At 67.0% G+C, this 24,996-nt stretch carries 29 protein-coding genes; 9 read left to right on the top strand and 20 right to left on the bottom strand.

Going from position 1 to position 24,996, the window contains the following annotated elements; all coding sequences use genetic code 11:
- Nucleotides 1-8: 8 nt before the first annotated feature.
- The 10 genes from GU920_RS01635 to GU920_RS01590 form a co-directional block, all read right to left on the bottom strand.
- Entirely contained in the window at nt 9-395 is a 387-nt protein-coding gene (locus tag GU920_RS01635; RefSeq protein ID WP_161765243.1) for an AAA+ family ATPase, read from the bottom strand.
- A gap of 5 nt (nt 396-400) precedes the next feature.
- Entirely contained in the window at nt 401-1,513 is a 1,113-nt protein-coding gene (locus GU920_RS01630; protein ID WP_161765242.1) for an endonuclease/exonuclease/phosphatase family protein, read from the bottom strand.
- Between the two features lie 4 nt (nt 1,514-1,517).
- The gene (locus GU920_RS01625; protein ID WP_161765241.1) at nt 1,518-2,216 is read right to left on the bottom strand and encodes a molecular chaperone DjiA; all 699 of its coding nucleotides are present in this window, start codon (nt 2,214-2,216) and stop codon (nt 1,518-1,520) included.
- Nucleotides 2,217-2,247: 31 nt separating this feature from the next.
- Nucleotides 2,248-2,736: a GNAT family N-acetyltransferase gene (locus GU920_RS01620; RefSeq protein ID WP_161765240.1), complete on the bottom strand. Its 489-nt coding sequence runs from the start codon at nt 2,734-2,736 to the stop codon at nt 2,248-2,250.
- Nucleotides 2,733-3,362 carry a VOC family protein gene (locus GU920_RS01615; RefSeq protein ID WP_161765239.1) on the bottom strand — a complete coding sequence of 210 codons (630 nt, stop codon included), beginning with the start codon at nt 3,360-3,362 and terminating at the stop codon, nt 2,733-2,735. Before GU920_RS01615 ends, GU920_RS01620 begins: the two co-directional genes overlap by 4 nt.
- 4 nt (nt 3,363-3,366) lie before the next feature.
- Nucleotides 3,367-4,920 (bottom strand): Ppx/GppA family phosphatase, encoded by a 1,554-nt coding sequence (locus tag GU920_RS01610; RefSeq protein ID WP_161765238.1) that lies wholly within the window; start codon nt 4,918-4,920, stop codon nt 3,367-3,369.
- 140 nt (nt 4,921-5,060) lie between these two features.
- The gene (locus tag GU920_RS01605; protein ID WP_161765237.1) at nt 5,061-7,262 is read right to left on the bottom strand and encodes an RNA degradosome polyphosphate kinase; all 2,202 of its coding nucleotides are present in this window, start codon (nt 7,260-7,262) and stop codon (nt 5,061-5,063) included.
- Between the two features lie 115 nt (nt 7,263-7,377).
- Entirely contained in the window at nt 7,378-8,049 is a 672-nt protein-coding gene (locus GU920_RS01600; RefSeq protein WP_161765236.1) for a DnaA ATPase domain-containing protein, read from the bottom strand.
- On the bottom strand, nt 8,046-9,137 hold the full coding sequence (locus GU920_RS01595) for an AI-2E family transporter (protein WP_161765235.1): 1,092 nt from the start codon (nt 9,135-9,137) through the stop codon (nt 8,046-8,048). Before GU920_RS01595 ends, GU920_RS01600 begins: the two co-directional genes overlap by 4 nt.
- Nucleotides 9,138-9,321: 184 nt before the next feature.
- Nucleotides 9,322-9,825: a fasciclin domain-containing protein gene (locus GU920_RS01590; RefSeq protein WP_201743949.1), complete on the bottom strand. Its 504-nt coding sequence runs from the start codon at nt 9,823-9,825 to the stop codon at nt 9,322-9,324.
- A gap of 173 nt (nt 9,826-9,998) precedes the next feature.
- On the opposite strand from GU920_RS01590, the gene proS reads away from it, so the two are divergent.
- The 5 genes from proS to GU920_RS01565 all read left to right on the top strand — a co-directional run bounded on the left by proS (nt 9,999) and on the right by GU920_RS01565 (nt 14,770).
- The gene (gene proS, locus GU920_RS01585; protein ID WP_161765233.1) at nt 9,999-11,336 is read left to right on the top strand and encodes a proline--tRNA ligase; all 1,338 of its coding nucleotides are present in this window, start codon (nt 9,999-10,001) and stop codon (nt 11,334-11,336) included.
- A 169-nt stretch (nt 11,337-11,505) separates the two neighbouring features.
- Nucleotides 11,506-12,171 (top strand): PAQR family membrane homeostasis protein TrhA, encoded by a 666-nt coding sequence (trhA, locus tag GU920_RS01580; RefSeq protein WP_161765232.1) that lies wholly within the window; start codon nt 11,506-11,508, stop codon nt 12,169-12,171.
- A gap of 139 nt (nt 12,172-12,310) precedes the next feature.
- Nucleotides 12,311-13,594 (top strand): lipoprotein-releasing ABC transporter permease subunit, encoded by a 1,284-nt coding sequence (locus GU920_RS01575; RefSeq protein WP_161765231.1) that lies wholly within the window; start codon nt 12,311-12,313, stop codon nt 13,592-13,594.
- A complete protein-coding gene (locus tag GU920_RS01570; RefSeq protein WP_161765230.1) occupies nt 13,587-14,270 on the top strand; it encodes an ABC transporter ATP-binding protein in 684 nt (227 codons plus the stop codon). Before GU920_RS01575 ends, GU920_RS01570 begins: the two co-directional genes overlap by 8 nt.
- 80 nt (nt 14,271-14,350) lie before the next feature.
- The gene (locus GU920_RS01565) at nt 14,351-14,770 is read left to right on the top strand and encodes a c-type cytochrome (RefSeq protein WP_161765229.1); all 420 of its coding nucleotides are present in this window, start codon (nt 14,351-14,353) and stop codon (nt 14,768-14,770) included.
- A gap of 100 nt (nt 14,771-14,870) precedes the next feature.
- Here GU920_RS01565 and GU920_RS01560 read toward each other — a convergent pair whose 3' ends face one another.
- From GU920_RS01560 to GU920_RS01530, 6 genes are all read right to left on the bottom strand, one after another.
- Nucleotides 14,871-15,572 (bottom strand): DUF1194 domain-containing protein, encoded by a 702-nt coding sequence (locus GU920_RS01560; RefSeq protein ID WP_161766474.1) that lies wholly within the window; start codon nt 15,570-15,572, stop codon nt 14,871-14,873.
- A 46-nt stretch (nt 15,573-15,618) separates the two neighbouring features.
- The gene (locus GU920_RS01555; RefSeq protein WP_161765228.1) at nt 15,619-15,930 is read right to left on the bottom strand and encodes a BrnA antitoxin family protein; all 312 of its coding nucleotides are present in this window, start codon (nt 15,928-15,930) and stop codon (nt 15,619-15,621) included.
- Nucleotides 15,884-16,159 (bottom strand): BrnT family toxin, encoded by a 276-nt coding sequence (locus GU920_RS01550; RefSeq protein WP_161765227.1) that lies wholly within the window; start codon nt 16,157-16,159, stop codon nt 15,884-15,886. Before GU920_RS01550 ends, GU920_RS01555 begins: the two co-directional genes overlap by 47 nt.
- Before the next feature lie 63 nt (nt 16,160-16,222).
- Nucleotides 16,223-16,519 (bottom strand): helix-turn-helix domain-containing protein, encoded by a 297-nt coding sequence (locus GU920_RS01545; RefSeq protein WP_235932988.1) that lies wholly within the window; start codon nt 16,517-16,519, stop codon nt 16,223-16,225.
- 382 nt (nt 16,520-16,901) lie between these two features.
- Nucleotides 16,902-17,177, bottom strand: coding sequence for an FAD assembly factor SdhE (locus GU920_RS01535; protein WP_161765225.1), 276 nt, complete (start codon nt 17,175-17,177; stop codon nt 16,902-16,904).
- Nucleotides 17,174-17,578, bottom strand: coding sequence for a helix-turn-helix domain-containing protein (locus GU920_RS01530; RefSeq protein ID WP_161765223.1), 405 nt, complete (start codon nt 17,576-17,578; stop codon nt 17,174-17,176). The genes GU920_RS01535 and GU920_RS01530 overlap by 4 nt, the downstream gene beginning before the upstream one ends.
- Before the next feature lie 103 nt (nt 17,579-17,681).
- On the opposite strand from GU920_RS01530, the gene GU920_RS01525 reads away from it, so the two are divergent.
- From GU920_RS01525 to GU920_RS01515, 3 genes are all read left to right on the top strand, one after another.
- Nucleotides 17,682-18,884, top strand: coding sequence for a pyridoxal phosphate-dependent aminotransferase (locus tag GU920_RS01525; RefSeq protein WP_161765221.1), 1,203 nt, complete (start codon nt 17,682-17,684; stop codon nt 18,882-18,884).
- Nucleotides 18,885-18,973: 89 nt separating this feature from the next.
- A complete protein-coding gene (locus GU920_RS01520) occupies nt 18,974-19,363 on the top strand; it encodes a bleomycin resistance protein (protein ID WP_161765219.1) in 390 nt (129 codons plus the stop codon).
- Nucleotides 19,353-19,769: a hypothetical protein gene (locus GU920_RS01515; protein WP_161765217.1), complete on the top strand. Its 417-nt coding sequence runs from the start codon at nt 19,353-19,355 to the stop codon at nt 19,767-19,769. The genes GU920_RS01520 and GU920_RS01515 overlap by 11 nt, the downstream gene beginning before the upstream one ends.
- Before the next feature lie 8 nt (nt 19,770-19,777).
- Here the strand turns inward: GU920_RS01515 and GU920_RS01510 are convergent, their stop codons facing one another.
- From GU920_RS01510 to GU920_RS01500, 3 genes are all read right to left on the bottom strand, one after another.
- On the bottom strand, nt 19,778-21,148 hold the full coding sequence (locus tag GU920_RS01510) for an MATE family efflux transporter (RefSeq protein WP_161765215.1): 1,371 nt from the start codon (nt 21,146-21,148) through the stop codon (nt 19,778-19,780).
- A gap of 255 nt (nt 21,149-21,403) precedes the next feature.
- On the bottom strand, nt 21,404-22,354 hold the full coding sequence (locus GU920_RS01505) for a nickel/cobalt transporter (protein ID WP_161765213.1): 951 nt from the start codon (nt 22,352-22,354) through the stop codon (nt 21,404-21,406).
- Nucleotides 22,339-23,115 carry a DUF1007 family protein gene (locus tag GU920_RS01500; RefSeq protein WP_235932986.1) on the bottom strand — a complete coding sequence of 259 codons (777 nt, stop codon included), beginning with the start codon at nt 23,113-23,115 and terminating at the stop codon, nt 22,339-22,341. The genes GU920_RS01505 and GU920_RS01500 overlap by 16 nt, the downstream gene beginning before the upstream one ends.
- A 68-nt stretch (nt 23,116-23,183) precedes the next feature.
- On the opposite strand from GU920_RS01500, the gene GU920_RS01495 reads away from it, so the two are divergent.
- Nucleotides 23,184-23,828, top strand: coding sequence for a glutathione S-transferase family protein (locus GU920_RS01495; RefSeq protein ID WP_161765212.1), 645 nt, complete (start codon nt 23,184-23,186; stop codon nt 23,826-23,828).
- A gap of 251 nt (nt 23,829-24,079) precedes the next feature.
- On the opposite strand, the gene GU920_RS01490 is transcribed toward GU920_RS01495, so the two are convergent.
- Nucleotides 24,080-24,964, bottom strand: coding sequence for an NAD-dependent epimerase/dehydratase family protein (locus GU920_RS01490; protein WP_161766472.1), 885 nt, complete (start codon nt 24,962-24,964; stop codon nt 24,080-24,082).
- Nucleotides 24,965-24,996: the final 32 nt, after the last annotated feature.

The raw sequence follows: 24,996 nt of genomic DNA, 5'->3' as shown, positions 1-24,996 counted from the left end.
TTTCTTTGTCAGAGTTCGACCTCGCCCTCGGCTGATCCCTCGGCGGGCGGCTCTACGGGCGGGGCGTCGGGTTTGCGGCGGATGATGATGTCGCCGTTTTCCATCATCTCGGGCAGTTCATAATTGGTCATGTCATCCACCATGGCCATCAGCCGTTCCAAGGCCGGGGCGACGGCGGGGCCGAACTGTTCCAGCGCGCGGCCCATCTCATCCAGCGCGGGTTCCATTTCCTGCTGGAACCCTTCGAAGAAAAGCGCAAGGCCGCGCTCCATCAGGCTGGGGCCTTCCTCGGCCGCCTCAGGTTCGGCGGGCGCGGCCTCTTGCGCCAGGGCGGGCTGCGTGAGGGCGGGCAGGGGGGCGAGGGCTAGGGCGATGATGAGGGCTGCGTGTTTCATGCGCCCTAGATGGGGACGCGGGCGCCGGTTTCAACGGGGGCAAGGTCCAGCGTGACCGGGAAATGATCCGAGGCGTCCAGAAGCGCCGCCTGCAGGGTGGGGTTGGCGGCGATGGCGGGGTCGTCATGCGGGTGCCAGATGCGCCAGCGCGGCGCGCGGGCGCAGAGATCGGGCGACACCATGATGAAATCCAGAAGCGCATCGAACCAGCGGTCCTGCGGCGCGATGAAGAAGCGCGCCGTGGACGGGGCCACGCCAAGGCGCTGGGTGAGGGCCATCATGGCATGCGGGTCATGCAGGCGCAGATCGGCGGGGCCGTCATGGCCCAGCACGATCTCTACGCCGGAATGGCCGAAAAGTTTCTCGTAATCATCCAGCCCCGGGCCATCGTTCAGGTCGCCCATGACGATCAGGCTGTCGCCCGCGCCGAGATGGGCCATGACGCGCTGGCGCAGCCAGAGGCATTGGGCAAGCTGCTTGCGGCGGTTGTCGATGGCGATCCGGGTCAGTTCCGCGCCATCCTGCGCGCCATGCGGGGCCTTGGATTTGGCATGGACCCCGATCAGGCGCAGCGCCCCGCCCGCATGGGTGACGGCCAGTTCGAGGGGCGGCTTGGAGAAGCGGATCACCTCGCCCACGCCATCGGCATCCAGATCGTAGCGGAAGGCGGTGTCGAAGCGGGGGGCATCGCCGGCCCCGTGCCGGGGCGCGGGCGCGCCTTGCGGATCATGCCGCGCGGCAAGATGGTCGGGGTCAAAGAGGAAGGCGATTTCCTGTTCGGTGTCCGAAGGATAGCCGATGATCGCCCGGCGCGCGCGCAGGCCTGCCCCGGCGGCAAAATGTTCGAGCGCGCGGGTGGTGGACCGGCGCGAGCCTGTATCGGGCGCCTCGATCACCATGATGCCATCGGCATCCAGCGCGGCAAAGACCGTGCGCAGCGCGGCCAACTGGCGCCCGCGGCTGAGGCCGTAGCGTTGGGCGGGGTGCTGGTCGGCCAAGGGGTGGCCTTGGTCATCAAAGAGCGCGTTGAACCATTCGACATTGTAGGTGGCCAGCCGCAGCCCGCGCCTGGCCAGCCCAGTTTTGGCCAGCCCATCCTTGACTGGACCATCGGCCATCGGATCAGGCCGCTTCCTTGGCCGAGATTTCCTCCCACGCGGCGTTCAGCGCGATCAGGCGGCGTTCGGAGAGTTTCACCGCCTCTTCCGGCACGCCGCGCGCGATCAGGCGGTCGGGATGGTGTTCGCGGACGGCGGCCTTCCACGCGGCGCGGACCTCTTCGATGGGCGTGCCGGGGGGAACGCCCAGCACATCATAGGGATCGCGCGGCGCGCCTTCGACGAAACTGGCCCGCAATGCGCGGAAACAGCTCTCTGTCAGGCCGAAGATGCGGGCCACCTCGCGCAGGAAGTCATCCTCGCCGGGGTGATAGGCGCCATCGGCCAGCGCGATGAGGAAAAGCCCCTCCATCACGTCTTCCAGCACGTCGCGGTGACCTTCGCCGAACATCGCGGCGATCTTGCGGGCATAGGAATCAAAGCCCGCCACATCCTGCCGGGCGAGGTTGAAGACGCGGGCGGCATTGGTGGCCTCGGCCTCGTCAATCGTGAAGACGCGGCGGAAGGCGGTGACTTCGTCCCGCGTCACCTGACCGTCGGCCTTGGCGATCTTGGCCCCCAGCGCGATGACGGCGATGGTGAAGCCCACGGTGAGTTCGGGGTGATTGTCGACGCGGCCCTGCAGTTTTTCGAAGACAACGGAAAGCGGCTCGCCTTGCGCGAGGGCGGATAGCGCTTCGGCGATGCGAGTCCAGATAGACATATTCAGATCATAGACCGGTTGTTTGCAGAAGTCAGGAGAGGAACTTCTGCATCAGGACCAGATCCATGGCGCGGCCGAACTTGAAGCCGACCCGTTGCAGGATAGCCACCTCGGCAAAGCCCAGACGGGCGTGAAAGGCACGCCCGGCGGGGTTTTCGGCGCTGACGCCCGCAAAAAGGCTGATTGCCCCGGCGCGGTGGGCGTGATCTTCGATCGCGGTCATCAGGGCGCGGCCCAGACCGCCGCCCTGCGCCGTGGGGGCCAGCAGGATGGTGTGCTCCATCGTGCGAGCGTAGCCCACACCGCCCCGGAACTGGGCATAGGTGGCAAAGCCCGCAACATACCCCGCGCGTTCGGCCACAAGGAAGGCATGACCGGCGGCTTGCCGGTCGGTGATCAGGGTGGCGATATCGGCAGGTGTTTTCTCGGCCGCGTTGAAGGTGATGGCGGTGTCGCGGATGATCGGGTTCCAGATCGCGGCGATGCCCGGAGCATCGGCAACGGTTGCGTCGCGGATCATGCGAGGAGCCTTTCCCCCTGCGGGGTGGAAAGCCGCGCCCGCATTCCGGGCGGCCCGGCGCTGATGGTCAGCCACGGATCGGTGGGGCGCGGATCGGCGAGGCACCCTTTGAGCGCATGGCGCAGCCCATCGGCATCGGGATGGGTGATCTCCAACCCGATCAGACGCACCCCCAAATCGGGCAGGCGCGGCGCGGGATGGGCGGCGCCCTGCCATTCGATCAGCGCGGGGAAGGTGTTGTCATAGGGCAGGATGCCCGTGTCCGGCACCGCCATGCGCCAGCGGAAATCGCCACGCGCCAGCGCGACGGGCGTGCCGGTGCCGGGGGGCGACATGGCCAGCGCGGCATCCAGATCATCGCAGCGGCAGATCCAGTTCGTCAGGCGCGGGGGGCCGGTGAAGCGATCCAGATCGAACCAGCGCGGCCAAGCCGGGCGGGGCTGGGCCGGATCGGCGGCGATCACCTCGAGATACAGATCGGGGCCGAGCGACAGCAGGCGGTTATGCGTGGCCATGTGCGGATGCTGGCCCCCCGGTGCCAGCGGCACGCCGAGCGCCGCTTCGACAGCGGCGGTGCCTTCGTCCAGCGTGCGGGCCGAGATGGCGAGGTGATCGAGCGTGAGCATAGGGTCAGACGCTGTTGACGGTGGTCTTTGCCTTCAGCGCCAGCGCGAGCGAGGCGAAGCGGGCCTGCGCCACCTCGCCGAACAGGTCGCGGCCATGTTCGGTCAGGTCCAGTTCGAGGATGCGCTTCTTCGGGCTCCAGTGCAGTTTGCCCGCCTCGGCCGGATCGGCGACCGAGAACATCGCGCCGAAGCGCATGGCTTTGCCCAGCACCTCGGCCTCTTGCATCTGCTGTTCGGAGAGCAGCCGGAACAGCGGTTCCAGACGCGAGCCGGAGCGCGAATTCTTGTAGCGGTGCAGCAGCGACAGGCCAAGGAACACGCGGCCCGGATGATCGAGCCCGCCAAGGTTGGCGCGGGTGGCATTGTCGAAGCAGACTTCGGCCCGGTAATCGGGATGGGCGCGCCATGTGGTGTCGTGCAGCAGGCAGGCGGCCTTGATCAGGCGCAGGCGTTCCTTGTCGGCATCCTTGAACAGGGGCAGCAGGAATTCATACAGTTTTTTGCCGAAGCCCGGCACGCGGGCCGATGTCATCTCGGCCATGCGGGCGGCCTCGATCAGCGGGTCGCGGGCGCGCAGGCGGGGGGGCATCTGTTCGTAGAGCAGGCCTTCGCGGATACCGTAGGCCGATACGTCGATTTCGGACGGTTTGAAGATGCGCACCAGTTCGCGCAGCACCTCGCAGGCCAGCGGGACAAGCTCCATCCGTTCCGACGAGGTGCCGGTGCGGCCCCGCAGCACGGCAAGGTCGCTGGCGGCGATCCAGTCGAGCGTGTCGATCAGGCCCTCTGGCGTCATCCGGTATTCGTGCAGCACGGTCAGCGGATAGTTGCGGCGTTCCATGTCAAGCCGCGCGATCACGCGCCACGAACCGCCGACGAGGTAGATCCGCTCGCCCGTCGATTTCAGCTTGGATTGGGCGGTTTTCAGGATGCGTTCGATCAGGGCGCGGCGCTTGTCATCCCCGCCCGTCACCTGTTGCAGGCGGAAGGGGCCGAGCGGCGTGGACAGGCGCTTGCCCACCTCGCCCGCGCCGATGCGGGCCAGTTCCATGGAATTGCCGCCGATATCGCAGACCAGACCCTTGGCTTCGGGCCAGCCCAGAAGCACGCCCTGGGCCGACAGGCGGGCCTCTTCATCGCCGTCGATCACCCACATCCTGAGGCCGGTCTCGCGCAGCACCTCGGCCTGAAAATCGGGGCCATCCTCGGCCTCGCGCGTGGCGGCGGTGGCGACGACGGTCAGGGGGGCCGCGCCCATGCCTTCGGCCAGCAGGGCAAAACGCTTCAGCGCGGCAAGGGCGCGGAGGCGGCCATTCGGGTTCAGTCGGCCCGTCTCGGCCAGACCCTTGCCAAGGCCGCACATGATCTTTTCGTTGTAGAAATAGGCCGGGCTGCGGGCGGCGCCGTCAAACACCACCATCCGCACGGAGTTGGAGCCGACATCGACCACGCCCACGCGCGACAGCGCGCGCACGGAAGGATCATCGAACAGCGGTCGGCCAAAAGGGCCCCAATCATCATCACTGCCGGGTTCGGCGGCGGGGGCGGTCTCGTTCATTCTGGCAGTCCTTCGTCTGGCGCGGGGAAGGTGGCGCGGATGACCTGCGCGGTCAAGATGGTTGACGCAAGGTTCCGGGCCGCGCGCGGCCTGTGTCGCGCCACGATGGGGCGGCGGCGGGGCGCCGCCTTGGCGATGCCTCAGCCGTCCAGTGCGCCGGTCTGGGCTTCATCCCGCAGTTGCGCCAGTTTCGGCACATCCTTCGCGCCCGCCGTCCCGCGCCCGGAGAGCGAGGGATTTTCCATGAAGAAGCGGTGGCAGTTGAACAGGTTGCCATCGGCGGGCTGCAATTCGCGGTGATAGGTGCCGTCGGGGCGCAGCACCCAGCTTTGCGCCTCGTCCGCGAGATTGGCGGCCATGATCTGGCTGACGATCTGCGCCTTCACAGTGGGGTTGCTGATGTCCACCAGTGTCTCCACCCGGCGGTTCAGGTTGCGCCCCATCCAGTCGGCCGAAGAGATGTAGACCTTGGCCTTTTGCGAGGGCAGCCCGTGGCCGGAGCCGAAGCAGACGATGCGCGAATGTTCAAGGAAACGCCCAACGATGGATTTCACGCGGATGTTCTCTGACAGGCCCTGCACACCGGGGCGCACCCCGCAGATGCCGCGCACGATCAGGCTGATCCGCACCCCGGCCTGGCTGGCGGCATAGAGTGCGTCGATCACCTCGGGATCGGTGAGGCTGTTCATCTTGGCCCAGATTTCGGCAGGCCGCCCGGCGCGGGCGTGATCGGCCTCTTGCGCGATCCGTTCCAGCAGGCGGGGTTTCAGCGTGATGGGCGAGATGGCGAGGTTTTCGAGCCCCTCGGGCTGCACATAGCCGGACAGGTAGTTGAACACCTTGGTCGCGTCACGTCCCAGCGCCGCATCGCAGGTGAAGAAGGACAGGTCAGTATAGATGCGCGCCGTGATCGGGTGATAGTTCCCCGTGCCGTAATGGGTGTAGGTGACCAATTGGTCGCCCTCGCGCCGGACGACGGTGCTGATCTTGGCATGTGTCTTGAGGTGCATGAACCCATAGACGACATGCGCGCCCGCGCGTTCCAGGCGGCGGGATTGGCGGATGTTCGCGGCCTCGTCGAAGCGGGCCTTGAGTTCGACCAGCGCGGTGACGGATTTCCCGGCCTCGGCCGCCTCGCACAGGGCAGAGACGATGGGGCTGTCCCACGACGTGCGGTAGAGCGTCTGCTTGATCGCCAGCACGTTCGGATCGCGCGCCGCCTGTTCGAGAAAGCGGATGACCTGATCGAAGGTCTCATACGGGTGGTGAAGGAGCATGTCCTTCTGCCGGATCGCGGCGAAGAGATCGCCGTCATGATCCTGCACCCGTTCGGGGATGCGCGAGGTGAAGGGGGGCCACAGAAGATCAGGGCGGGAAGAGAGCACCAGTTCCTTGAGGTCTGCCACGCCCAGCAGGCCGCGCACCTCGACCACCATGTCCTCGGTCACGGCCAGTTCGTCCATGATCAGCGCGCGCAGTTCCGGCGGCGCGCCGGCGGACAGTTTCAGGCGGATCACCTCGCCCCGGCGGCGGCGTTTCAGCGCCACCTCGAATTCGCGCACCAGATCCTCGGCCTCGTCCTCGACTTCCAGATCGCTGTCGCGCAGCACGCGGAAGATGCAGTGGCCCCGGTCGGTATAGCCGGGAAACAGCATGTCGAGATGCAGAAGCAGCAACTCCTCCAGTGGCAGGAAGCGGTTTTCCCCGGGCTTGCCCGGCAGGGCCACGAAGCGGGCGATCTGCTGGGGGATGGGCAGCAGCGCCTGAAGCGTGCGGTGGTCGGTTTCGCGTTCCAGTTCAAGCGCGAGCGAGAAGCCGGTATTGGGGATGAAGGGGAAGGGATGGGCCGGGTCGATCGCCAGTGGCGACAGGACCGGGAAGACCTTGTTCAGGAAGTGCTCTTCCAGATGCTTCAGATCGCGCGCGGTCAGCTTGGACCGGGTGAGGATGATGATCCCCTCTGCTTCCATTTCCTTCTTGAGCTTGTTGAACACGGTCTGCTGCGTCTGCATGAGGCGGCGCGCATCGGCGTGGATCAGTTCCAGCTGTTCCATCGGGCTGCGCCCATCCTCGGACAGGCTGGCATTGCCGTTGCGCACCAGCGCCCGCAGGCCCGCGACGCGGACGGTGTAGAATTCGTCAAGGTTGGTGGCCGAGATCGACAGGAAGCGCAGCCTTTCGAGCAGCGGAACCTTGGGATTTGACGCCTCGTCCAGCACGCGCCAGTTGAAGGCCAGCCACGAAAGCTCGCGGTTGAAGAAACGGCGCGGGCCTGTGCGTTCCGCCTCGGGCAGGGTCACAGGGGCGGGGAACGGGGACTTCAGGAAATCGGCATGGGTCATGGTGCGCAAAGCCGTAAGGACGAATGACAACAACTGTGTGACAGATGATCATCGCTGCGGGGCCCTGTCCAGCGCGCGCGCCTGGCTTTGGCCGAAATGCCGGGGCGGGGGGCGGTCAATCCGCGCGGCCCAGCAGATCGGCGGCCAGCTGGCGGGTGATGGGGCGCCCCGCTGCCAGCGCCAGCGCGTCAAGCCGCGCCACCAGATCGCGCGCCGCGTCGATGGAGCGTTCCATCCGCTGCACGAGATAGGCGATCAGCGTCGGGGGGACCGTGACCTGACGGTCGGCAAAGAGCTTGATCAGCACGGCAGAGAGAAGGGCATCATCCGGCGGCTCGATCCGGGCGACAGGGGCGGCCTGCAGGCGGCTGGCCAGATCGGGCAGCGTGAGCCCCCAGTCGCGCGGCGGGCTTGCGGCGGTGACCAGCAGCCGCCCGCCCGGCGTGACAAGGTTGTGCAGGTGGAACAGGGCCGCCTCTGCCGCGGGTTGCCCGGCGATCGTCTGGGCATCTTCGACCGCAACCGCCCCGGCCGCGGCCAGCGCGGGCAGGTCGGCCGTGGCAAGATCGGATGCGGGCAGGCAGGTGGCCCCGGTCTCGGCCGCCCAGAGGCGCGCGATATGGGTCTTGCCGCTGCCCGGCGGGCCGACCAGCATCAGCTTGCCCCCGGGCCAGTTGCGCCAGTCATCCACGGCGGCCAGCGCCACGGCATTGGCGGGCGAGACGAAGAAATCTTCCCGCCGATAGCCTTGCCGTGTGGGCAGGTCGAAGGCCAGTTGGCGGATCACTCCGCCGCCTCGTCCTTGGGCTGGTGTTTGTCGGAGGCGGCATAGCCCTTGTAGAGAAGGCTGGCGTGGTATTTCTCGATCCCGAACCGGGTGATCACGCCGAAGGCGGCGGCCACCGGCACGGCGACCAGCATGCCCACAAAGCCGAAGAGCGACCCGAAGGCCGACAGCGCAAAGAGCAGCCAGACCGGGTGCAGGCCCACCGAATTGCCCACCAGCTTGGGCGTCAGGATGTTGCCTTCGACGAACTGTCCCACGCCGAAGATGGCGGCGATCATGGCGATGGAGAACCAGTCGCCCCAGAACTGAAACAGCGCAAGGCCGATGGCGAGCGTGCCGCCCACCAGCGAACCGACATAGGGGATGAAGGTGATGGCCCCGGCGATGGCGCCCACGATCAGGCCGAATTGCAGCCCCGCGACCATCAGGGCGATGGCGTAGAAGCTGCCCAAGAGCACGCAGACCGACAGTTGCCCGCGCACGAAGCCCGCAAGGACGGCGTTGATCTCGTTCCCGATGCGGCGGATCGTGGGGGCATGGTCGCGGGGCAGCAGGCTGTCGACACGGGCGACCATGTGATCCCAGTCCAGCAGCATGTAGAAGGCCACAACCGGCACCACGACGATGAAGATGACCGCTGACACAAGGCTCATGGCCGAGGAGAGCAGGGTTTCGGCCAGCTCGCCGCCTTTGGATTGGATCGTCTGGGCGATCTGGGCAAGGGTCTGGCGCATGGTGGAGGTGTTGTCGCTCAGCTCGGGGAAGCGTTCCACGAGGAAGGCCTGCAGACGCTGGGCGATTTCGGGGGCGGCGTTGATCAGGCCCGTCAGCTGCTGGATCAGCGTGGGGATGATGGCGAGGATCAAGAGCACCGCGATCAGAAGCGCGATCAGGGAGATGGTGACGGTCGCCCCCACACGCGACAGCCCGGCGCGTTCCAGCCGGTCGGCGACAGGATCGAGGAAATAGGCAATCGCCCCGCCCACGAGGAAGGGCAGCATCACATTCCCAAGCAGCCAGAGCAGCAGGAAAAAGACCGCCGCCGCGATCCCCCAGTAAAGAAGCTGTTGCCGAACGGGCAGGGCCATGGTCGCCTCCGGGTGCAATAAGAGCAACATATCACGCCTGCCGCGACGCGGCGCAAGGGGCGGGGCCGAAACCACCGTGGCGCGGGGCGGAAGTTGGGCCGCAAACAGCAGGAAGGCCCGGCTGCCCCCACATGGCAGCCGGGCCTTCCCCAGGGCTTGTGCGATCGGATCAGGCCTGACCGGATCAGTGGCAGGCGGGGCGCTGGCCGGGCAGGAGCACCTTGTCGATCACATGGATCACGCCGTTGTCGGCCTTGATGTCGGCGATGATGACATTGGCCACCTCGCCCGTGCCGTCGGCGATGGTCACGCCCGCGTCACCCTTGGTGATGCAGAGGCGCTGCGACGTCAGCAGCGGCTTGAAATAGGTCGAACCGGCCGGGATGGCGGCTGCGGGAAGGTTGCGGTCATCGACGTGGTAGAGAAGGATATCCGTCAACTGGCCCTTGTTTTCCGGCTTGAGCAGGTTGTCCACCGTGCCGGCGGGCAGGGCGGCGAAGGCATCATTCACCGGGGCGTAGACGGTGAAGGGGCCGGGACCGGCCAGCGTTTCGGCAAGGCCTGCGGCGGTGACGGCGGCGACGAGCGTGGTGAACCGCTCATCCCCGGCGGCGATGTCGACGATCGACTGCGCCTGAGCGGTGGCGGCGGAGAGGGCCAGAGCGGCCAGTGCAAGCTTCAGTTTCATGAAAGTCCCCATTGGTACGACAGGCGTCACTGCCTTGTCGGACCGCTTACGCCGCAAGATGTGTGAACGATCACTTCGTTTCACGATCTTGGCAAAGGCGTTATCCGGCGTGATCGGCTTGCGGGGATTGTTTCAATTGCGTAAGCCAAGCGCGCATCGACTGGAGACGCCCCATGCGCTTGACCCGTTACTTCCTGCCCGTCCTGAAGGAAAACCCCGCCGAGGCGCAGATCGTGAGCCATCGCTACATGCTGCGCGCGGGCATGATCAAGCAGCAGGCGGCGGGCATCTATTCCTGGCTGCCGCTGGGCTATCGTGTGCTGAAGCGGATCGAGGAGATCGTGCATCAGGAACAGATCCGCGCGGGCCATATCCCGCTCTTGATGCCCACGCTGCAACCGGCAGACCTGTGGCGCGAAAGCGGGCGCTATGACGATTACGGGCAGGAAATGCTGCGCATCACCGACCGGCAGAAGCGCGAGATGCTGTACGGGCCGACGAATGAGGAGATGATCACCGACATCTTCCGCGCGCATGTGAACAGCTACAAGGACCTGCCGCTGACGCTGTATCACATTCAGTGGAAGTTCCGCGACGAGATGCGCCCGCGCTTCGGCGTGATGCGGGGGCGCGAGTTCCTGATGAAGGACGGCTACAATTTTGACCTCGACCGTGACGCCGCGATCCACGCCTATAACCGCCACATGGTCAGCTATCTGCGCACCTATGAGCGCATGGGTCTGACGGCCATCCCGATGCGGGCGGCGAGCGGCCCGATCGGTGGGGACAACACGCATGAATTCCTTGTGCTGGCGCAGACGGGCGAGTCGGAAGTGTTCTACGACGACCGGGTGACGGGCCTGAAACTGGGCGCGCGCGACATCGACTATGACGACCGCGCGCAAGTGGCCAAGGTCTGTGAAGAATTCACCACGCTTTATGCCCGCACGGACGAAACACATGACGCGGCGGTGTTCGAGGCCGTGCCCGAGGCGCATCGCAAGGTGGGCCGGGGCATCGAGGTGGGGCAGATCTTCTATTTCGGCACCAAATATTCCGAGGCGATGGGGGCCACCGTGGTGACACCCGATGGCAGCCGCGTGCCGGTGGAGATGGGGTCGCATGGCATCGGGGTGAGCCGCCTTCTGGGCGCGATCATCGAGGCCAGCCATGATGACAAGGGCATCATCTGGCCGGAAGGCGTGACGCCCTTCCCGGTGGGGATCGTCAACCTGAAACAGGGCGACGGCGCGGCGGACGCCGCCTGCGAGGGGATCTACAAGGCGCTGGCGGCGCGGGGCCTTGAGGCGCTGTATGACGACCGCGACGAACGCGCCGGGGCGAAATTCGCCACGATGGACCTGATCGGCCTGCCCTGGCGGATCACGGTGGGGCCGCGCGGCCTTGCCAATGGGGTGGTGGAACTGACCTCGCGCCGCACGGGCGAGAGCGAGGAGATGTCGCCCGAGGCGGCGGTGGACCGCATCGCGCAGATCTACGCCGGGCGCTGATCGGGCGGGGGTGGCGATTTTCCTTCGAAAAATCGGGGGGGAGGCCGGGGCTCCCCCCTTTCTGTTTGGGGCGGTGGGCGACCTCTGACGTGGCGTCATGCGACCTAAGGGCGGATTGACTGTACGGGGGCGTGGCGCATCCTGCGGCGGCACATCTGCGGAGCCAGCCATGACCCTGCCTGCCAATCATCCCCGCCTGACGAAGCGCCCCTTCACGCCGGGCGAATTGCTGGCCGATGGCATCGTGCATGCGGTGGCGCTGGTGGCGGGGATGATCGCCTTTTCCATCCTTCTTGCCCATGTCCTTGGCGCCGGGCATCTTGGCACCTTTGCCGCGCTGGCCGTCTATGCGGCGGGGTATTTCGCGATGTTCGGCTTTTCGCTGGCCTATAACATGGTTCCGCCGTCACCGATCAAATGGGTGCTGCGGCGGTTCGACCATTCCGCCATCTACCTGATGATTGCGGGGACCTACACGGCCGTGGTGGTGCATTTCGAGAATGTGCTCTTCGCGGCCGTTCTGGCGGGCATCGTCTGGACCGGTGCCATCCTTGGCGCGGTGGTGAAGCTGGTCTGGCCCGGCCGTCTCGATGGTCTGGCGGTGGTGGCCTATATCGCGCTGGGCATGGTTGGGATCGCCGCGATCGGCCCTGCCCGTGCCGCCCTGCCGGGGCCGTCGCTCGTGCTGCTGGTTCTCGGGGGGGTCACCTATGTGGCGGGCGTGGCCTTCTATCGCTGGCACCGGCTGAAGTTCCACAACGCGATCTGGCATCTGTGCGTGGCCGTGGCGGCGGGGCTGCATTTCGCCGCCGTGGCCATCGCCGTGGCCACCTGACACTGCGCAGTAGCCACGGGGACATCCGGGGGGCGCCTTGGCGGTGGGGCGCCTTTCACGGGGGCGTGGCTTGACGCGGGCGGGTCTTGCCGACACTGTCCGCGCCAAAGCCCGAAGCGGGCCGGATAACGGGCAGAACATGGCGAGTACCCCCCCTTTTGCACCCTTTGAATGGATGATCGCGTGGCGCTACCTGCGCGCGCGCCGGGCCGAGGGCGGCGTGTCGGTGATGACCTGGATCAGCCTTGTCGGCATCACGCTGGCGGTCTTTGCGCTGATCGCGACGCTGGCGGTGCGGGCAGGGTTCCGGGCGGAATTCGTGGACACTATCCTTGGCGCCAATGCCCATGTCACCGTCTATTCCGCGGGCCGCGTGACCGAGACGGGCCAGTTGCAGCGCGGCTTCACAGATTATGACGCCATCGCCACCCGTGTGGCCGAGGTGCCGGGCGTGACCCGCGCCGCGCCCTTGGTGAAGGGGCAGGTGATGGTGACGGCGGGCGAGGGCACGACCGGGGCCGAGGTGTACGGGATGCGCGCCGCCGATCTTGAGGCGCTGCCGCGGGTGGGGCGCGGTGCCAATGCCGAGGGCGACCTTGCCCGCTATCCCGAAGGCATCGCCATCGGATCGGGCATCGCGCGCGAGTTGGGCGTCGGGCTGGGCGACAGGCTGCGCGTGATCGCGCCATCGGGGGTGAAGACGGCCTTTGGCACCAGCCCGCGCGTGAACGCCTATGAGGTGGTCTATATCTTCACCGCCGGACGCTATGACATCGACCGCACCCGCATCTACATGCCTTTTGAGGAGGCGCAGTCCTATTTCAACAAGGAAGGCATGGCGGACGAGATCGAGGTGATGGTGGCGGATCCCGAGCGGGTGGATGACCTTGCGCCCGCGCTGCTGGCGGCTGCCGGGGCGGAGGGGATGCTCTGGACGTGGCGCGACAGTTCGGGCGCCTTCCTGCGCGCGCTGGATGTGGAGGACAACATCATGTTCGTCATCCTGTCGATACTTGTGCTGATCGCGTCGATGAACATCATTTCGGGCCTGATCATGCTGGTGAAGAACAAGGGCCGCGATATCGGCATCCTGCGCACCATGGGGCTGACCGAGGGGGCGGTGCTGCGGGTGTTCTTCCTGTGCGGGGCGTCAACCGGGCTGGTGGGCACGGCACTAGGGGTGGTGTTGGGTTGCTTGTTTGCCATCTATATCGACCCGATCTTTTCCTTCGTGAACTACCTTGCGGGGGGCGGGGTCTGGGATCCGTCGATCCGGGGGATCTATGCGCTGCCGGCGAAGCTGCAGCTGCAGGATGTGCTGTCGGCGGTGGGGTTGTCGCTGTTCTTGTCCTTTGTCGTGACGCTGTTTCCCGCCCGCCGCGCGGCGCGGATGAACCCGGTGGAGGCGCTGCGCTATGAGTGAGGCGGTGCTGGCGCTGGACGGGATCGAGAAGGGCTATAACCGCGGCAAGCCGTCCGAGGTGATCGTGCTGCGCGGGGCAAGCATTGCCGTCGCCCGGGGTGAGGTGGTGGCGCTGGTCGCGCCGTCGGGTGCGGGGAAATCGACGCTGCTGCATATCGCGGGCCTTCTGGACACGGCGGATGGGGGCCGGGTGGCGCATGGCGGGCGGGATATGGGCGGCCTGAGCGACCGGGCGCGGACCGAGGCGCGGCGGGCGGATGTGGGCTTCATCTACCAGTTCCACCACCTGCTGCCGGAGTTTTCTGCCTTGGAAAACATCGTCTTGCCGCAACTGGCCAATGGCGTTTCGGCAAGTGTTGCCGAGGCGCGGGCGCGCGATCTGCTGGCCCGGGTGGGGGTGGCGGGGCGGGCGGCGCATCGCCCGGCGCAACTGTCGGGGGGCGAGCAGCAGCGGGTGGCCTTCTGCCGGGCGCTGGCCAATCAGCCCAAGCTGTTGCTGGCGGATGAGCCGACGGGGAACCTTGATCCCGCGACCTCGGATCAGGTCTTCGGCGCGCTGATGGACCTGGTGCGCGAGACGGGGCTTTCGGCGCTGATCGCGACGCACAACCTTGACCTTGCCGCGCAGATGGATCGGGTGGTGCGGCTGGATCAGGGGCGGATTGTTGGCCTGTAGCCCGGGGGGGCGGGACGGGCGTTGATGCGCGGGCGGGATCGTGCTTCACTGTTCATCAATAAGAATGAACGGGGGCAAAGATGCGGCGCGTATACCTCTATCCCATTGGGATGATTTCCCTTTTCCTTCTGGCGGCCTGTGTGCTGCCCGGCGCGGAGCGGGCCGGGCAGACGACCGGCGCGGGGGATTATGCAGCCTTCTGTGCGGGCTGCCACGGGCCGGGCGGCAAAGGGGATGGCGAGATGGCGGCAGGCCTGCCGCAGCGCCCGGCGGACCTGACGCAACTGGCCGCGCGCAATGGCGGCACCTTCCCGACAACGCGGGTGATGGCGCAGATCTGGGGCTATACCGGCGGGCGGGACGGGGGCCGGGTGATGCCGCAATTCAGCGCGCTGCTGGATGGGGCGCTGGTGCCTTATGACGGGGGCGACGGGATCATGACGCCGACGCCGATCCGTCTGGTGGAACTGGCCGAGCATCTGAAGACGCTGCAGAACTAGGGCAGCAGGCGGTGCAGCACGGCAGTGCAGACGGGCGTATGCACGCAGCGGGCGGTGGGGTGACGGGTTGCTAACGGATGCGGCGGGGTGAACACTGCCCTTAGGGGGCGGAGGTGGGGATCACCGCGGGCGGGCTGCCCGCGATTTCGAGGATCAGCTTGCGCCGCACGGCGGCGGTGAAGCTGGCCCCGCTTTCGGCCGCCACGATGAAGGCGCCGGGGCCGCCGATTACGCGGTCGGTGTAAAGCTCGATCAGGTTCTCGCCGCTGACCTCGGACACGCCGTCGCGCAGGATGGGCAGGGCGTTGATCGTGATGCCCGCTGCCACCACCTGATCGCGCGCCTCCACGATGCTGGGGCCGGACCAGTTGTTCGCGCTGTCGCCGGAAAAGTCGATCACGCGGCGCAGGCCGGTGATGCTGTTCTCTTCGATCAGGCGCTTGCCTTCCAGAAGCGCCGCGCCGATGGCATTGCGGCCCGAGGCAAGGCGGGGCGGGACGAGCAGGTTGGCGGCGAAGGCCTCGGCATCCTGTGGGTTGGCGATCACGGTCCAGTCCACCACCACGGCCTGATTGGCGGCCCATTCCACATAGGTGACGGCGATGGAGCCGGTCAGGGTGGAGGAGATGGCATAGAGCACATCGGGATGGGTGATGGCCTGCGCATAGCCCTGCCGCTGAAAGTCGATCTCGGCCTGGTCGATGGAGCCGGAGGCATCGGCGAGAAGGACAAGCTCCAGATCCACCTCCTGCGCGTGGAGGGGCGTGGCAAGGAAGGCGAGGGGGAGGAGCCAGTGCCGCATCCGCAAACGATAGGACGGATGCGGGGCCAAGGATATCACGTTTTGGTCAGGACTTGGTGGCAGGCAGGTTCAACGCGCGGCGCAGGGCCGCATTCGCACGGGTCTGCCAGCCGCGCCCCTCGGCCTTGAGGGCTGTCAGGACATCGGGATCAAGGTGCAGGGTGACGCGTTGCTTGCGCTCGGAAGCGGGCAGGGGCGGGCGGCCGAGTTTGCCATGGGCTTCGAGGATTTCGACGAGTTCGGGGAAATCGGCGGTGGGGCGCTGGCGTGCGAAATCGGCGGCGGTGAGTTCGCGGACCTCGCCCTGCCTGTCAGTGAGGGGCGCGGAGGCTGTGCCATGCTTTCTGTTCGCGGTCATTTGCCTTCCTCAAGCTGATGATGCGGATGCGGCCGTGGCGGGGTGCCCAGGCGAGGATGTGGAGCCTGTCGCCGATATAGCCCGTGGTGACGATCCGCGCTTCGCCGTAATCGGTTCTTGTGTCTGCCTCATGGGTTGCGGTGGACCAATCGAACCCATCCAGCGCGGCGAAGTCGATGCCGTGCTTGCGCAGGTTGTGCTGGCGCTTGGTCTCGTCCCAGTCCCACATTTATATGCATACATTAAGTTGCCGGGCAAGGGGGAGTGTGGGGTGGGGAGGGTTAAGGTGGGGTTAAGGGTGGAGCATCCACTGCACGAACGATGCCGGGTTTCTTGGCGATGAGCGCGAGGAGGGCGCAGGCGGGCCGTCGATGGTGCGGCGGGACTGTTCCCAGTTCAGGAGTGTGCCTTTGCTGACGCCGATGGAGCGGGCGAAGTCGGCCTGGCTGAGGCCGGTGCTGGCGCGGATGGCGCGGACGTCGGGGGTGGGGACGTCGATATGGTGGGTGTTAGAGCCAGAGGTTTGGCCGTTGAGGTAGGCCTCGGCCTCTTTGAGGCGTTGCATGATGCGGTCGAAGGCTTCGCTCATGATCGTCTTCCGTAGGTTCTGGCAATCCGGCCGCCGCAGGCTTGCATCTGTGTGGCTTCGGTCGGGGTCAGGTTGTCCTTTTTGTTCTTGGCGAAGACGGTGAGGAGGAAGACCGGCAGGCCACGCCCCGGCGCGTAGAAGTGGATGGATCAGTAGCCGCCGCTTTTGCCGCCGCCGTCGCGGGCGACACACAGCTTCCTGAGGCCACCGTCTTCGGATTGATCCCCTACTCCCGGCTCAGTTGCGCGAGCGAGGGTTGCGATCGCTGTATTGCAGCGCTGACGGCGAACGTGGTCGTGGCGCCGCGGTGACGAACCTGTCCCATGATGCTTCCTTCCATCCCGGCGAAAGGATCGCACCATCAAACTGTGGGATCAAACACCTACCCCCGCGCCGCCAGCCGCGCGCGGGCGAAGGCGGCGATCTCGGCCAGCAGCGGCGCGATGGGCGCAGGGGCCTGGCCCTGCCCAAGGATCCACGCCATCAGGTCTTGGTCGTTTTCCTCAAGCAGGCGGTCATAGACCGCCAGCCGCCCTTCATCCAGACCGGCCAGATGGGCATCCGCCCAAGGTCCCAGCACCAGATCCATCTCCTTGGTGCCACGCCGCCAGCTGCGCATCGTCATCCGCTTCAGCCGCGCTTCCGATGTTTCGGTCATGCCTGCCCCGCATCCAGATCCGCCCTCAACCGGGCCTCCAACTCGCCCATCCGGCCCGCGAGCGCAAGAAGCTCTGCACGCAGCTGCGACAACTCGCCCATCGCGCGGCGCGCCTGTTCCGGCAGCGGTCCACCCTCGGGCGGGGCCTCGTCCCGCCCGCCGCTTCCCGTCATCAGCCAGCGCAGCGACACGCCAAAGAGGCCCGCCATCATCTGCAACTGGTTGGCGCGCGGCTCGCGCTGATCGGCCTCCCACGCCTCGACCAGCGGGCGGCGCACGCCCAGCCGCCGCGCCAGCCCCGCCACTGTCAGACCCGCCGCCTCGCGCGCATGCGTCAGCCGGTCGCCAAAGGTTGCCACGTCGTCGGTGAATTCCAGCATCGTCTCGCCATGTTCCGCCATCTTGCCTCTCCTTCTTCTGATATCGCTTGATTGCAGGGGGGGCCGACCCTAAAGGCTGACAGCCGAAAAGACAAACCCTCCACCCGATAAAGGTTCCCCGATCATGGCCTTCCTGTCCGACACGCTTGCCCGTGTGAAGCCGTCGCCCACCATCGCCGTCACCAACAAGGCGCGCGAATTGGCGGCCGCGGGGCGCGACATCATCGGTCTGGGCGCGGGCGAGCCCGATTTCGACACGCCGCAGAACATCAAGGATGCGGCGAAGCGCGCGATTGATGCAGGCAAGACGAAATACACCGCTGTCGATGGGATCCCGGAACTCAAGGCCGCGATCTGCGCCAAATTCCTGCGCGAAAACGGCCTGACCTACACGCCTGCGCAGGTCACTGTCGGCACGGGCGGCAAGCAGATCCTCTACAACGCGCTGATGGCCACGCTGAACCCCGGCGACGAGGTGATCATCCCCGCCCCTTACTGGGTCAGCTATCCCGACATGGTGCTTCTGGCGGGCGGCACGCCCGTCCCCGTCGTGGCCGGGATCGACACGCAGTTCAAACTCACCCCTGCCCAGCTTGAGGCCGCGATCACGCCGCGCACCAAATGGTTCATCTTCAACTCGCCCTCCAACCCCACCGGGGCGGGCTATACGCGGGATGAGCTGAAGGCGCTGACCGATGTGCTGATGCGCCACCCCCATGTGTGGATCATGTCGGACGACATGTACGAACACCTCGTCTTCGACGATTTCAAATTCTGCACCCCGGCCGAAATCGAGCCGGGTCTCTACGACCGCACCCTTACCTGCAACGGCGTGTCCAAGGCCTATGCGATGACCGGCTGGCGCATCGGCTATGCCGCCGGTCCCGTCGCGCTGATCAAGGCGATGGGAACGATCCAGTCGCAATCCACCTCCAACCCCTCATCCGTTGCGCAATATGCGGCGGTCGAGGCGCTGACCGGCCCGCAGGATTTCCTGGCCGAGAACCGTACCCTCTTCCAGCGCCGCCGCGATCTGGTGGTGTCGATGCTGAACAAGGCCCCCGGCATCACCTGCCCCACGCCGGAAGGCGCCTTCTACGTCTATCCCGACATTTCGGGCTGCATCGGCCGCGCCACGCCGTCCGGCACGATCATCACCAATGACGAGGTCTTCGCCGAGGCATTGCTTGAGGAAACGGGCGTCGCCGTCGTCTTCGGGGCCGCCTTCGGTCTTTCCCCGAACTTCCGCGTCAGCTACGCTACTTCGGATGCGGTGCTGGCCGAGGCCTGCACCCGCATCCAGAAATTCTGCGCCGCCCTCGTCTGACGGCGCAGCGGTGGCTGTGGGCGTGTGAAGCGCCGCGTGACCCGGGGGGGGCGCGTGCGCATCTAGTGAGGAGCGTGCGACAGGGGATCATGGCCGACAGGATCACCGCCAATCTGCCCGCGCGCGACCTCGGGGCGACCGAGGCTTTCTACACACGTCTGGGCTTTGTCACCGCCTATCGCGATGACGGGTGGATGATCCTTGACCGTGGGGAGATGACGCTGGAGTTCTTTCCCCATCCCGGTCTTGACCCCGCGACAAGCTGGTTCTCTGCCTGCCTGCGCGTGGATGATCCCGATGCGCTCCATGCCGAATGGGGCGCGCTCGGCCTGCCTGCGGACGGGGCGGCGATCCCCCGCCTGACCGGCTTCTTCCGGCCCGGCACGGCCCCGCGCATGTTTGCGCTGATTGATCCCGACGGATCGCTTCTGCGCGTGATGGACAACCGCGATACAGGGGAGGAAACGCATGGCCGGTGATCTGCCCGACTACTATTTCCGCATCCGCGACAACGGCGCCATCCTGTTCAAGGTGGATACCGAAAACCGCCAGCGCCGCATCGAACTGGATGAGATCGCGACGATCAACCTCAGGAACGGCAACATCAAGCCGCATGGCGATCACACGCTGACGGCGCAGGAAACCGCACTGATCCGCGACTGGATGGAACGGCGCAGCGCCCAGCTTGCACGGCGCGACCTCGACGACATCCACCGCGCGGTGGATCACCTGAACCTCACCGCGCATTGGGCGCAGACCCGCGCGACCGAGGCCGAACTGGACGAGGTGACGGATGCCCTTCTCCTCGCCATGCACGATCTGCGCACCGTGCTGATCAAGCGCAAGGCAGACCGTCTGCTGAAGGGGCCGAAGGCGGCGGAATAGCCCCCGCCTTACGCCCCCGCCGTCACGCCCATCCGCCGGAACCGCGCCCAGAAGCGCCACATCAGCGTGGCCGCTGCCACCGCAAGCCCCGCCACCAGCCCCAGCCACAGCCCCACCGCGCCATAGCCCAAGGGGAAGGCCAGCACGTAGCTGGCAGGGATGCCGATCATCCAATAGCTCACCGCCGCCAGCACCATGGGCACCCGCGTGTCCTGCACCCCGCGCAGAAGGCCCAGCGCGATCACCTGCATCGCATCGGCCAGTTGGAACAGCGCCGCCAGCGCCAGCAGCACCGTCCCGAAGGCCACGATCTGCGCGCTCTCGGGCTTCGCCATGTCCAGAAACAGCACGATGATCGGCTCGGGCAGCGTCAGGAACACCACCACCATCGCCAGCCCGAACAGCGCCGACAGCGCGATGCCCACCAGCGCCCCGTCCCGCATCCCCGGCCGGTCGCCGCTGCCATCGGCATGGGCGGTGCGGATCGTCACCGCGTTCGACAGGCCCAGATGCACCATGAAGGTCAGCGCCGCCACCTCCATCGCGATGCCATGGGCGGCCAGTTCCACCGTGCCGATCCAGCCCATCATCAGGGCGCTGGCCTGAAACAGCCCGCTCTCGGCCAGCCCGGTGATCCCGATGGGCCAGCCCAGCCGGAACACCCGGCCCATGGCCACCCAATCCGCCCGCCAGAACCGCTGCCACAGCCGGAACCGGCGCAACTGCGGCACCCAACCGGCATAGACCGCCATGGCCACAAAGCTTGCCACCTGCACCGACAGCGTGGCCAGCGCCGCGCCCACCACGCCCAATTCCGGCGCGCCCCAGTTGCCGAAGATGAAGGCCCAGTTCATCGCCACGTTCAGCCCGACCGCCCCCAACGTGACCCAGAGCACCACCTGCGTCCGCCCCAGTGCGGACAGATAGCTCTTCAGCGCCATCACCATCAGCGCCGGGATCATCCCCAGCCCTGCCACGCGCAGGTAATCCTGCCCCAGCGCGGCCACCTCTGCCTGCTGGCCCAACGCCAGCAGGATGTCGCCCGACCACCAGAACAGCGGATAGCACCCCAGCCCGAACAGGATCGACAGCCACAGCCCCATCCGCGTGTCGCGCCGCACCTGCGCCTCGTCCCCCTCGGCCAAGGCCGCCGCCACCATCGGCATCACCGCCTGCGCGAAGCCGGAACCGAGGATGAAGATCACGAAGAAGCTCGACGCGCCCAGCACCGTCGCCGCCAGTTCCGTCACGCCATACCATCCCATCATCACGGTATCGGCAACGTGCAGCGCCATCTGCGCCAGATGGCTGCCGATCAGGGGCAGGCCCAGCGCAAGCGTTGCCCGCGCATGTCCGGCATGGGTCAGGGACTGTGTCATGGCTCCGGCTTAGCCGCGCCGCATGGCGCCCACAAGACACCACCCTCGCCGCAGCGCGGCGCAAGTCGCGCGACGGAGAGCGTTTTCTGACACAGAAAACGCGCCGGAAAATGACCCATCTTCCGCCCCCGCCCGAACCGCGCCGTTGCGCGCGGGACAAAGGCACTGCGCCCCAGGGCTTGCCCACGGCGCAAGGTTGGCCCCCGTGCCGATCCCCCGGCCGACCCAGTTTCTGTCTCAGACGACGGCGCGCGCTCAGATCACCGTGGCCAGCATCCCCAGCGCGAGTGTCGCCACCACGAGCCCCGCCAACAGTTCCAACACCGGCAGCACCCGCCAGACCCGCGCCTCGCCCAGCCCCTCCAACGCGCCCTCGCGCGACCAGACGGCCAGCACGGCCACGCCGATGGTCACCACCGCCACGCCCAGCCCCATCGCAAAGGCCCCCGCCACGCCCGCCGCGCCGATCCCCATCTGGAAGGTCAGGATCAACAGGAACAACGCCCCCGAACAGGGCCGTACCGCCACACCGAAGATCAGCGCCGCCGTGTCGCGCCATCCGGCCAGCCCCGCCACCTGAGCCAGCGTCGGCCCATGCGCATGGCCGCAGCCGCAATCAGGACCATGGGTATGGGCGTGGGCGTGATCCTGGGTGTGATGGTGACCGTGATCATGTCCGACCTCCCCCTGCGACCGCGCCTGATCCGACCGCAGCGCCCGGCCCAGCCCGCGACCGCCCCGCCACATCAGCCACAGCCCGATGCCCGCGATGGCGGCCCAACTGGCCGCCGCCAGCGCACCTTCGGCCAGCCCCACCATGCGCTCACGCGTCCAGCCCAGTGCCAGCACTCCGGCATAGACCAGACCCACCGCCACCGCCGCCTGCGCCAGCGACGCCGCCAGCGCCACCCCCGCCAGCGGCATCAGCCGCACCCGCCGGGCGACGCCATAGCCGCCGATCAGGAACTTGCCATGCCCCGGTCCCGCCGCATGCACCACGCCATAGCCGAAACACACCGCCAGAAGCCCGCCCCAGGCCGCAGGCTCGCCCGCCTGCACGGCCCGCACGGCCCCGGCCAGCGGCGCCTGCAAGGCGCGCTGCGTCTCGGCGGCCCAGCGCGCCAGCAGGTCCATCCCGCCCAAGGCCCAGACCAGCCCCAGCCCCAAGGCCAGCGCCAGCCCCGCCAGCGTCAGCTCGCGCCGCATGTGACCCGCACCTCCTGCGCGAAGAGGGCGCCCACCTCGGGAAAGCCCATCTCGATGTCCACATCCGCCGGAATCTCGGCCAGCGCGGCCTGCAATTCCTGCTCTGCTTGGGAAATCTCGGGCGCGATGATCTCGGTCCCGCAGCCCTCGGCCCGCACCTCGCGGATGGTGTATTCGGTGTAATAGGTCGGGTCGTAATTCTTCACGACCAGAAGCCCCGCCACCGGCTCTGCCAGATCGCGGATATGGGACGAGATGATCCGCCCCCCTTCATAGCGCGCCACCCCGTCGCGCGGGCCAGACAGGGCCACGGCCCGCGTCCCGGCAAAGGCATAGGTGTCGCCCGGAAAGCCGGGGGTCCAGTTCATGTCAAAGCCCTGCAGGGCGGCGGTCTCGGCCTCGGTCAACACGCCGTCGCCATCCGGGTCCAGGCCCCGTTCGGTGATCAGGACGAGCGAGAAGAACGGATCATAGGTCCATGTCACACGCAGTGCCTCTGCGCGTCCGGCCTCATCGCGGATCACCTCCAGCGCGGTATCCATGAAGACATGGGGATGCGCCAGCACCGGCGCGGCTATCACAGCCGCCGCCCCGATCCCGGCCACCACTGCCAGCGCCTGCCGCATCGCGCCACCCCCGCACCCGTCCTGCCGCCACAGGTAGGCCGCAACCCGCCCGGGTGCAACCGCCCTCGGCGGCAGGCCGCCCAGCGTGGCGCGGGCGGCACGGGCGGCGCGCGCCGCATCGGCAGCAGGCCGCATCCGAAGGCCCTTCCCAGTCGCCGCGCCACGGCCTAGGGTCGCCGCCGGAACGCTACAGGAGAACGGCCATGATCACGCTATATGGCGTCTACCGCTCGCGCGCGACGCGCCCGCTCTGGGTGCTGCTGGAGACGGGGACAGCCTTCACCCATATCCCGGTGATCCAGGCCTACCGCCTGCCCGATCCCGCCGCGCCGGGGGCGCAGATCAACACGACCTCGCCCGATTTCCTGCGCGTCAATCCGCAGGGGCAGATCCCGGCGATGCAGGATGGCGATCTGGTCCTGACCGAAAGCCTTGCCATCGCGCTCTACCTCGCGCGCCGCTACGGCGGCCAGCTCGGCCCCCAGGACGATGCCGAGGCCGCGCTGATGGAACAATGGGCGCTGTTTGCCGCAACCGCCGTGGAAGGCCCGGCGCTGGAAATCCTGCAGGCCCCGGCAGGGGCCACGGGCGAGGGCATCCTCCGGATCGCGGCAGAAAAGCTGCGCCGCCCCTTGGGGCGACTGAACGCCCATCTCGCCGGGCGGGATTGGCTGGTGGGCAACCGCTTCACCGTGGCCGACATCAATACGGCCGAATGCCTGCGCTATGCGCAGGGCCATGCCGCCCTGATCGCCGAATTCCCCGATGTGGCGCGCTGGCTGGGCGCCGCACAATCCCGTCCCGCCTTCCGCAAGATGTGGGAGGCGCGGCTGGCCGAGCCGGAATAGCCCGCCGCCCGCCGCGTAGGATGGGCAGGACTGCCCATCCTACCTCAAGGTCGGCCCACATATGTCCGCCCGTCGCGCTGCTCCTTGAAACCCGGCACCTCGCGGGTCCGGGGGTTGGGCAGAAGGCCCTCATGCGGCTCCCGCCCGCGCGACCGGGGCACGTCCGGGAAAAGCCACGCCTGCAACGCCTTATCCGGAAGTGCGCGCCGCCCGCCGCGTAGGATGGGCAGGACTGCCCATCCTACCCCGGCTCAGCCCACGTATTTCCGCCAGTCGTGCTGCTCCCTGAAACCCAGCACCTCGCGGATCTTGCGGTTGGACAAAAGCCCCTCATGCGGCTCCAGCGGGCGCGACAGGGGCACGTTGGGGAAGAACCGCGCCAGCAATTCGTCATTCGGCTGCGGCACGGCATTGCTGTCATTGACCGCGTTGAACACCTGCCAGCCCAAGCCATCCTTTTTCAGGCACAGATCCACGATCTGCCCCAGATCCCGCGCATCGATATAGCTGAACGTGATCCGCCGCCGCAGGCCGGGATCCTCTTTCAGTGGCGGGAAGAGCGTCGCATATTCCTGCGGCTCGATCACGTTGCCGATCCGCAGCGCATAGATATCCGCCCCCGACCGCCGCTGGAAACTGCGCGCCGTCACCTCGTTCACCTTCTTGGACATGCCATAGCTGTCCATCGGATCAATGTCGTAATCCTCTTCCAGAGGCAGGACCTTGGGATCCACCACCCCTTCGCTGAAACATACCCCATAGGTGGTCTCGCTCGACGCGATGATGATCTTGCGGATACCCAGCTTCACCGCCGCCTCGATCACATTGTAGGTCCCCACCACATTGACGCGATAGGTCTCGGTGTCCGGCATCATCATCAGCCGCGGGATGGCCGCGAAATGCACCACGGCGTCAAAAGGCCTGGCCGGACCCGCGTCCAACTCGTCATATCCGGCATGGCCCGACAGGACCGAAAACATCTGCCCGGCATCGGTGATGTCGGCGATGAAATCATGCACCCCTGCATGGCCCAAGGGCACCCGGTCCACGTTCACCACCCGATGCCCCGCCGCGGCAAGATAGGCCACCACATGCTTGCCCGCCTTCCCCGATCCACCCGTGAACAAAACCCGCATCATGCCTCTCCGTTGTTTGCTCCGCCACAGGG

Source organism: Paragemmobacter ruber, from assembly GCF_009908315.1.
Lineage (GTDB): Bacteria > Pseudomonadota > Alphaproteobacteria > Rhodobacterales > Rhodobacteraceae > Paragemmobacter > Paragemmobacter ruber.
Note: the sequence above shows the minus strand (reverse complement) of the source record. Positions and strands in the feature narration are given on the sequence as shown.

Excerpts from the sequence above, each read along its gene's own strand:
- GU920_RS01635 (WP_161765243.1), bottom strand. The coding sequence starts at position 395 with ATGAAACACGCAGCCCTCATCATCGCCCTAGCCCTCGCCCCCCTGCCC.
- GU920_RS01630 (WP_161765242.1), bottom strand. The coding sequence starts at position 1,513 with ATGGCCGATGGTCCAGTCAAGGATGGGCTGGCCAAAACTGGGCTGGCC.
- GU920_RS01625 (WP_161765241.1), bottom strand. The coding sequence starts at position 2,216 with ATGTCTATCTGGACTCGCATCGCCGAAGCGCTATCCGCCCTCGCGCAA.
- GU920_RS01620 (WP_161765240.1), bottom strand. The coding sequence starts at position 2,736 with ATGATCCGCGACGCAACCGTTGCCGATGCTCCGGGCATCGCCGCGATC.
- GU920_RS01615 (WP_161765239.1), bottom strand. The coding sequence starts at position 3,362 with ATGCTCACGCTCGATCACCTCGCCATCTCGGCCCGCACGCTGGACGAA.
- GU920_RS01610 (WP_161765238.1), bottom strand. The coding sequence starts at position 4,920 with ATGAACGAGACCGCCCCCGCCGCCGAACCCGGCAGTGATGATGATTGG.
- GU920_RS01605 (WP_161765237.1), bottom strand. The coding sequence starts at position 7,262 with ATGACCCATGCCGATTTCCTGAAGTCCCCGTTCCCCGCCCCTGTGACC.
- GU920_RS01595 (WP_161765235.1), bottom strand. The coding sequence starts at position 9,137 with ATGGCCCTGCCCGTTCGGCAACAGCTTCTTTACTGGGGGATCGCGGCG.
- GU920_RS01590 (WP_201743949.1), bottom strand. The coding sequence starts at position 9,825 with ATGAAACTGAAGCTTGCACTGGCCGCTCTGGCCCTCTCCGCCGCCACC.
- proS (WP_161765233.1), top strand. The coding sequence starts at position 9,999 with ATGCGCTTGACCCGTTACTTCCTGCCCGTCCTGAAGGAAAACCCCGCC.
- trhA (WP_161765232.1), top strand. The coding sequence starts at position 11,506 with ATGACCCTGCCTGCCAATCATCCCCGCCTGACGAAGCGCCCCTTCACG.
- GU920_RS01575 (WP_161765231.1), top strand. The coding sequence starts at position 12,311 with ATGGCGAGTACCCCCCCTTTTGCACCCTTTGAATGGATGATCGCGTGG.
- GU920_RS01570 (WP_161765230.1), top strand. The coding sequence starts at position 13,587 with ATGAGTGAGGCGGTGCTGGCGCTGGACGGGATCGAGAAGGGCTATAAC.
- GU920_RS01565 (WP_161765229.1), top strand. The coding sequence starts at position 14,351 with ATGCGGCGCGTATACCTCTATCCCATTGGGATGATTTCCCTTTTCCTT.
- GU920_RS01560 (WP_161766474.1), bottom strand. The coding sequence starts at position 15,572 with ATGCGGCACTGGCTCCTCCCCCTCGCCTTCCTTGCCACGCCCCTCCAC.
- GU920_RS01555 (WP_161765228.1), bottom strand. The coding sequence starts at position 15,930 with ATGACCGCGAACAGAAAGCATGGCACAGCCTCCGCGCCCCTCACTGAC.
- GU920_RS01550 (WP_161765227.1), bottom strand. The coding sequence starts at position 16,159 with ATGTGGGACTGGGACGAGACCAAGCGCCAGCACAACCTGCGCAAGCAC.
- GU920_RS01545 (WP_235932988.1), bottom strand. The coding sequence starts at position 16,519 with ATGAGCGAAGCCTTCGACCGCATCATGCAACGCCTCAAAGAGGCCGAG.
- GU920_RS01535 (WP_161765225.1), bottom strand. The coding sequence starts at position 17,177 with ATGACCGAAACATCGGAAGCGCGGCTGAAGCGGATGACGATGCGCAGC.
- GU920_RS01530 (WP_161765223.1), bottom strand. The coding sequence starts at position 17,578 with ATGGCGGAACATGGCGAGACGATGCTGGAATTCACCGACGACGTGGCA.
- GU920_RS01525 (WP_161765221.1), top strand. The coding sequence starts at position 17,682 with ATGGCCTTCCTGTCCGACACGCTTGCCCGTGTGAAGCCGTCGCCCACC.
- GU920_RS01520 (WP_161765219.1), top strand. The coding sequence starts at position 18,974 with ATGGCCGACAGGATCACCGCCAATCTGCCCGCGCGCGACCTCGGGGCG.
- GU920_RS01515 (WP_161765217.1), top strand. The coding sequence starts at position 19,353 with ATGGCCGGTGATCTGCCCGACTACTATTTCCGCATCCGCGACAACGGC.
- GU920_RS01510 (WP_161765215.1), bottom strand. The coding sequence starts at position 21,148 with ATGACACAGTCCCTGACCCATGCCGGACATGCGCGGGCAACGCTTGCG.
- GU920_RS01505 (WP_161765213.1), bottom strand. The coding sequence starts at position 22,354 with ATGCGGCGCGAGCTGACGCTGGCGGGGCTGGCGCTGGCCTTGGGGCTG.
- GU920_RS01500 (WP_235932986.1), bottom strand. The coding sequence starts at position 23,115 with ATGCGGCCTGCTGCCGATGCGGCGCGCGCCGCCCGTGCCGCCCGCGCC.
- GU920_RS01495 (WP_161765212.1), top strand. The coding sequence starts at position 23,184 with ATGATCACGCTATATGGCGTCTACCGCTCGCGCGCGACGCGCCCGCTC.
- GU920_RS01490 (WP_161766472.1), bottom strand. The coding sequence starts at position 24,964 with ATGCGGGTTTTGTTCACGGGTGGATCGGGGAAGGCGGGCAAGCATGTG.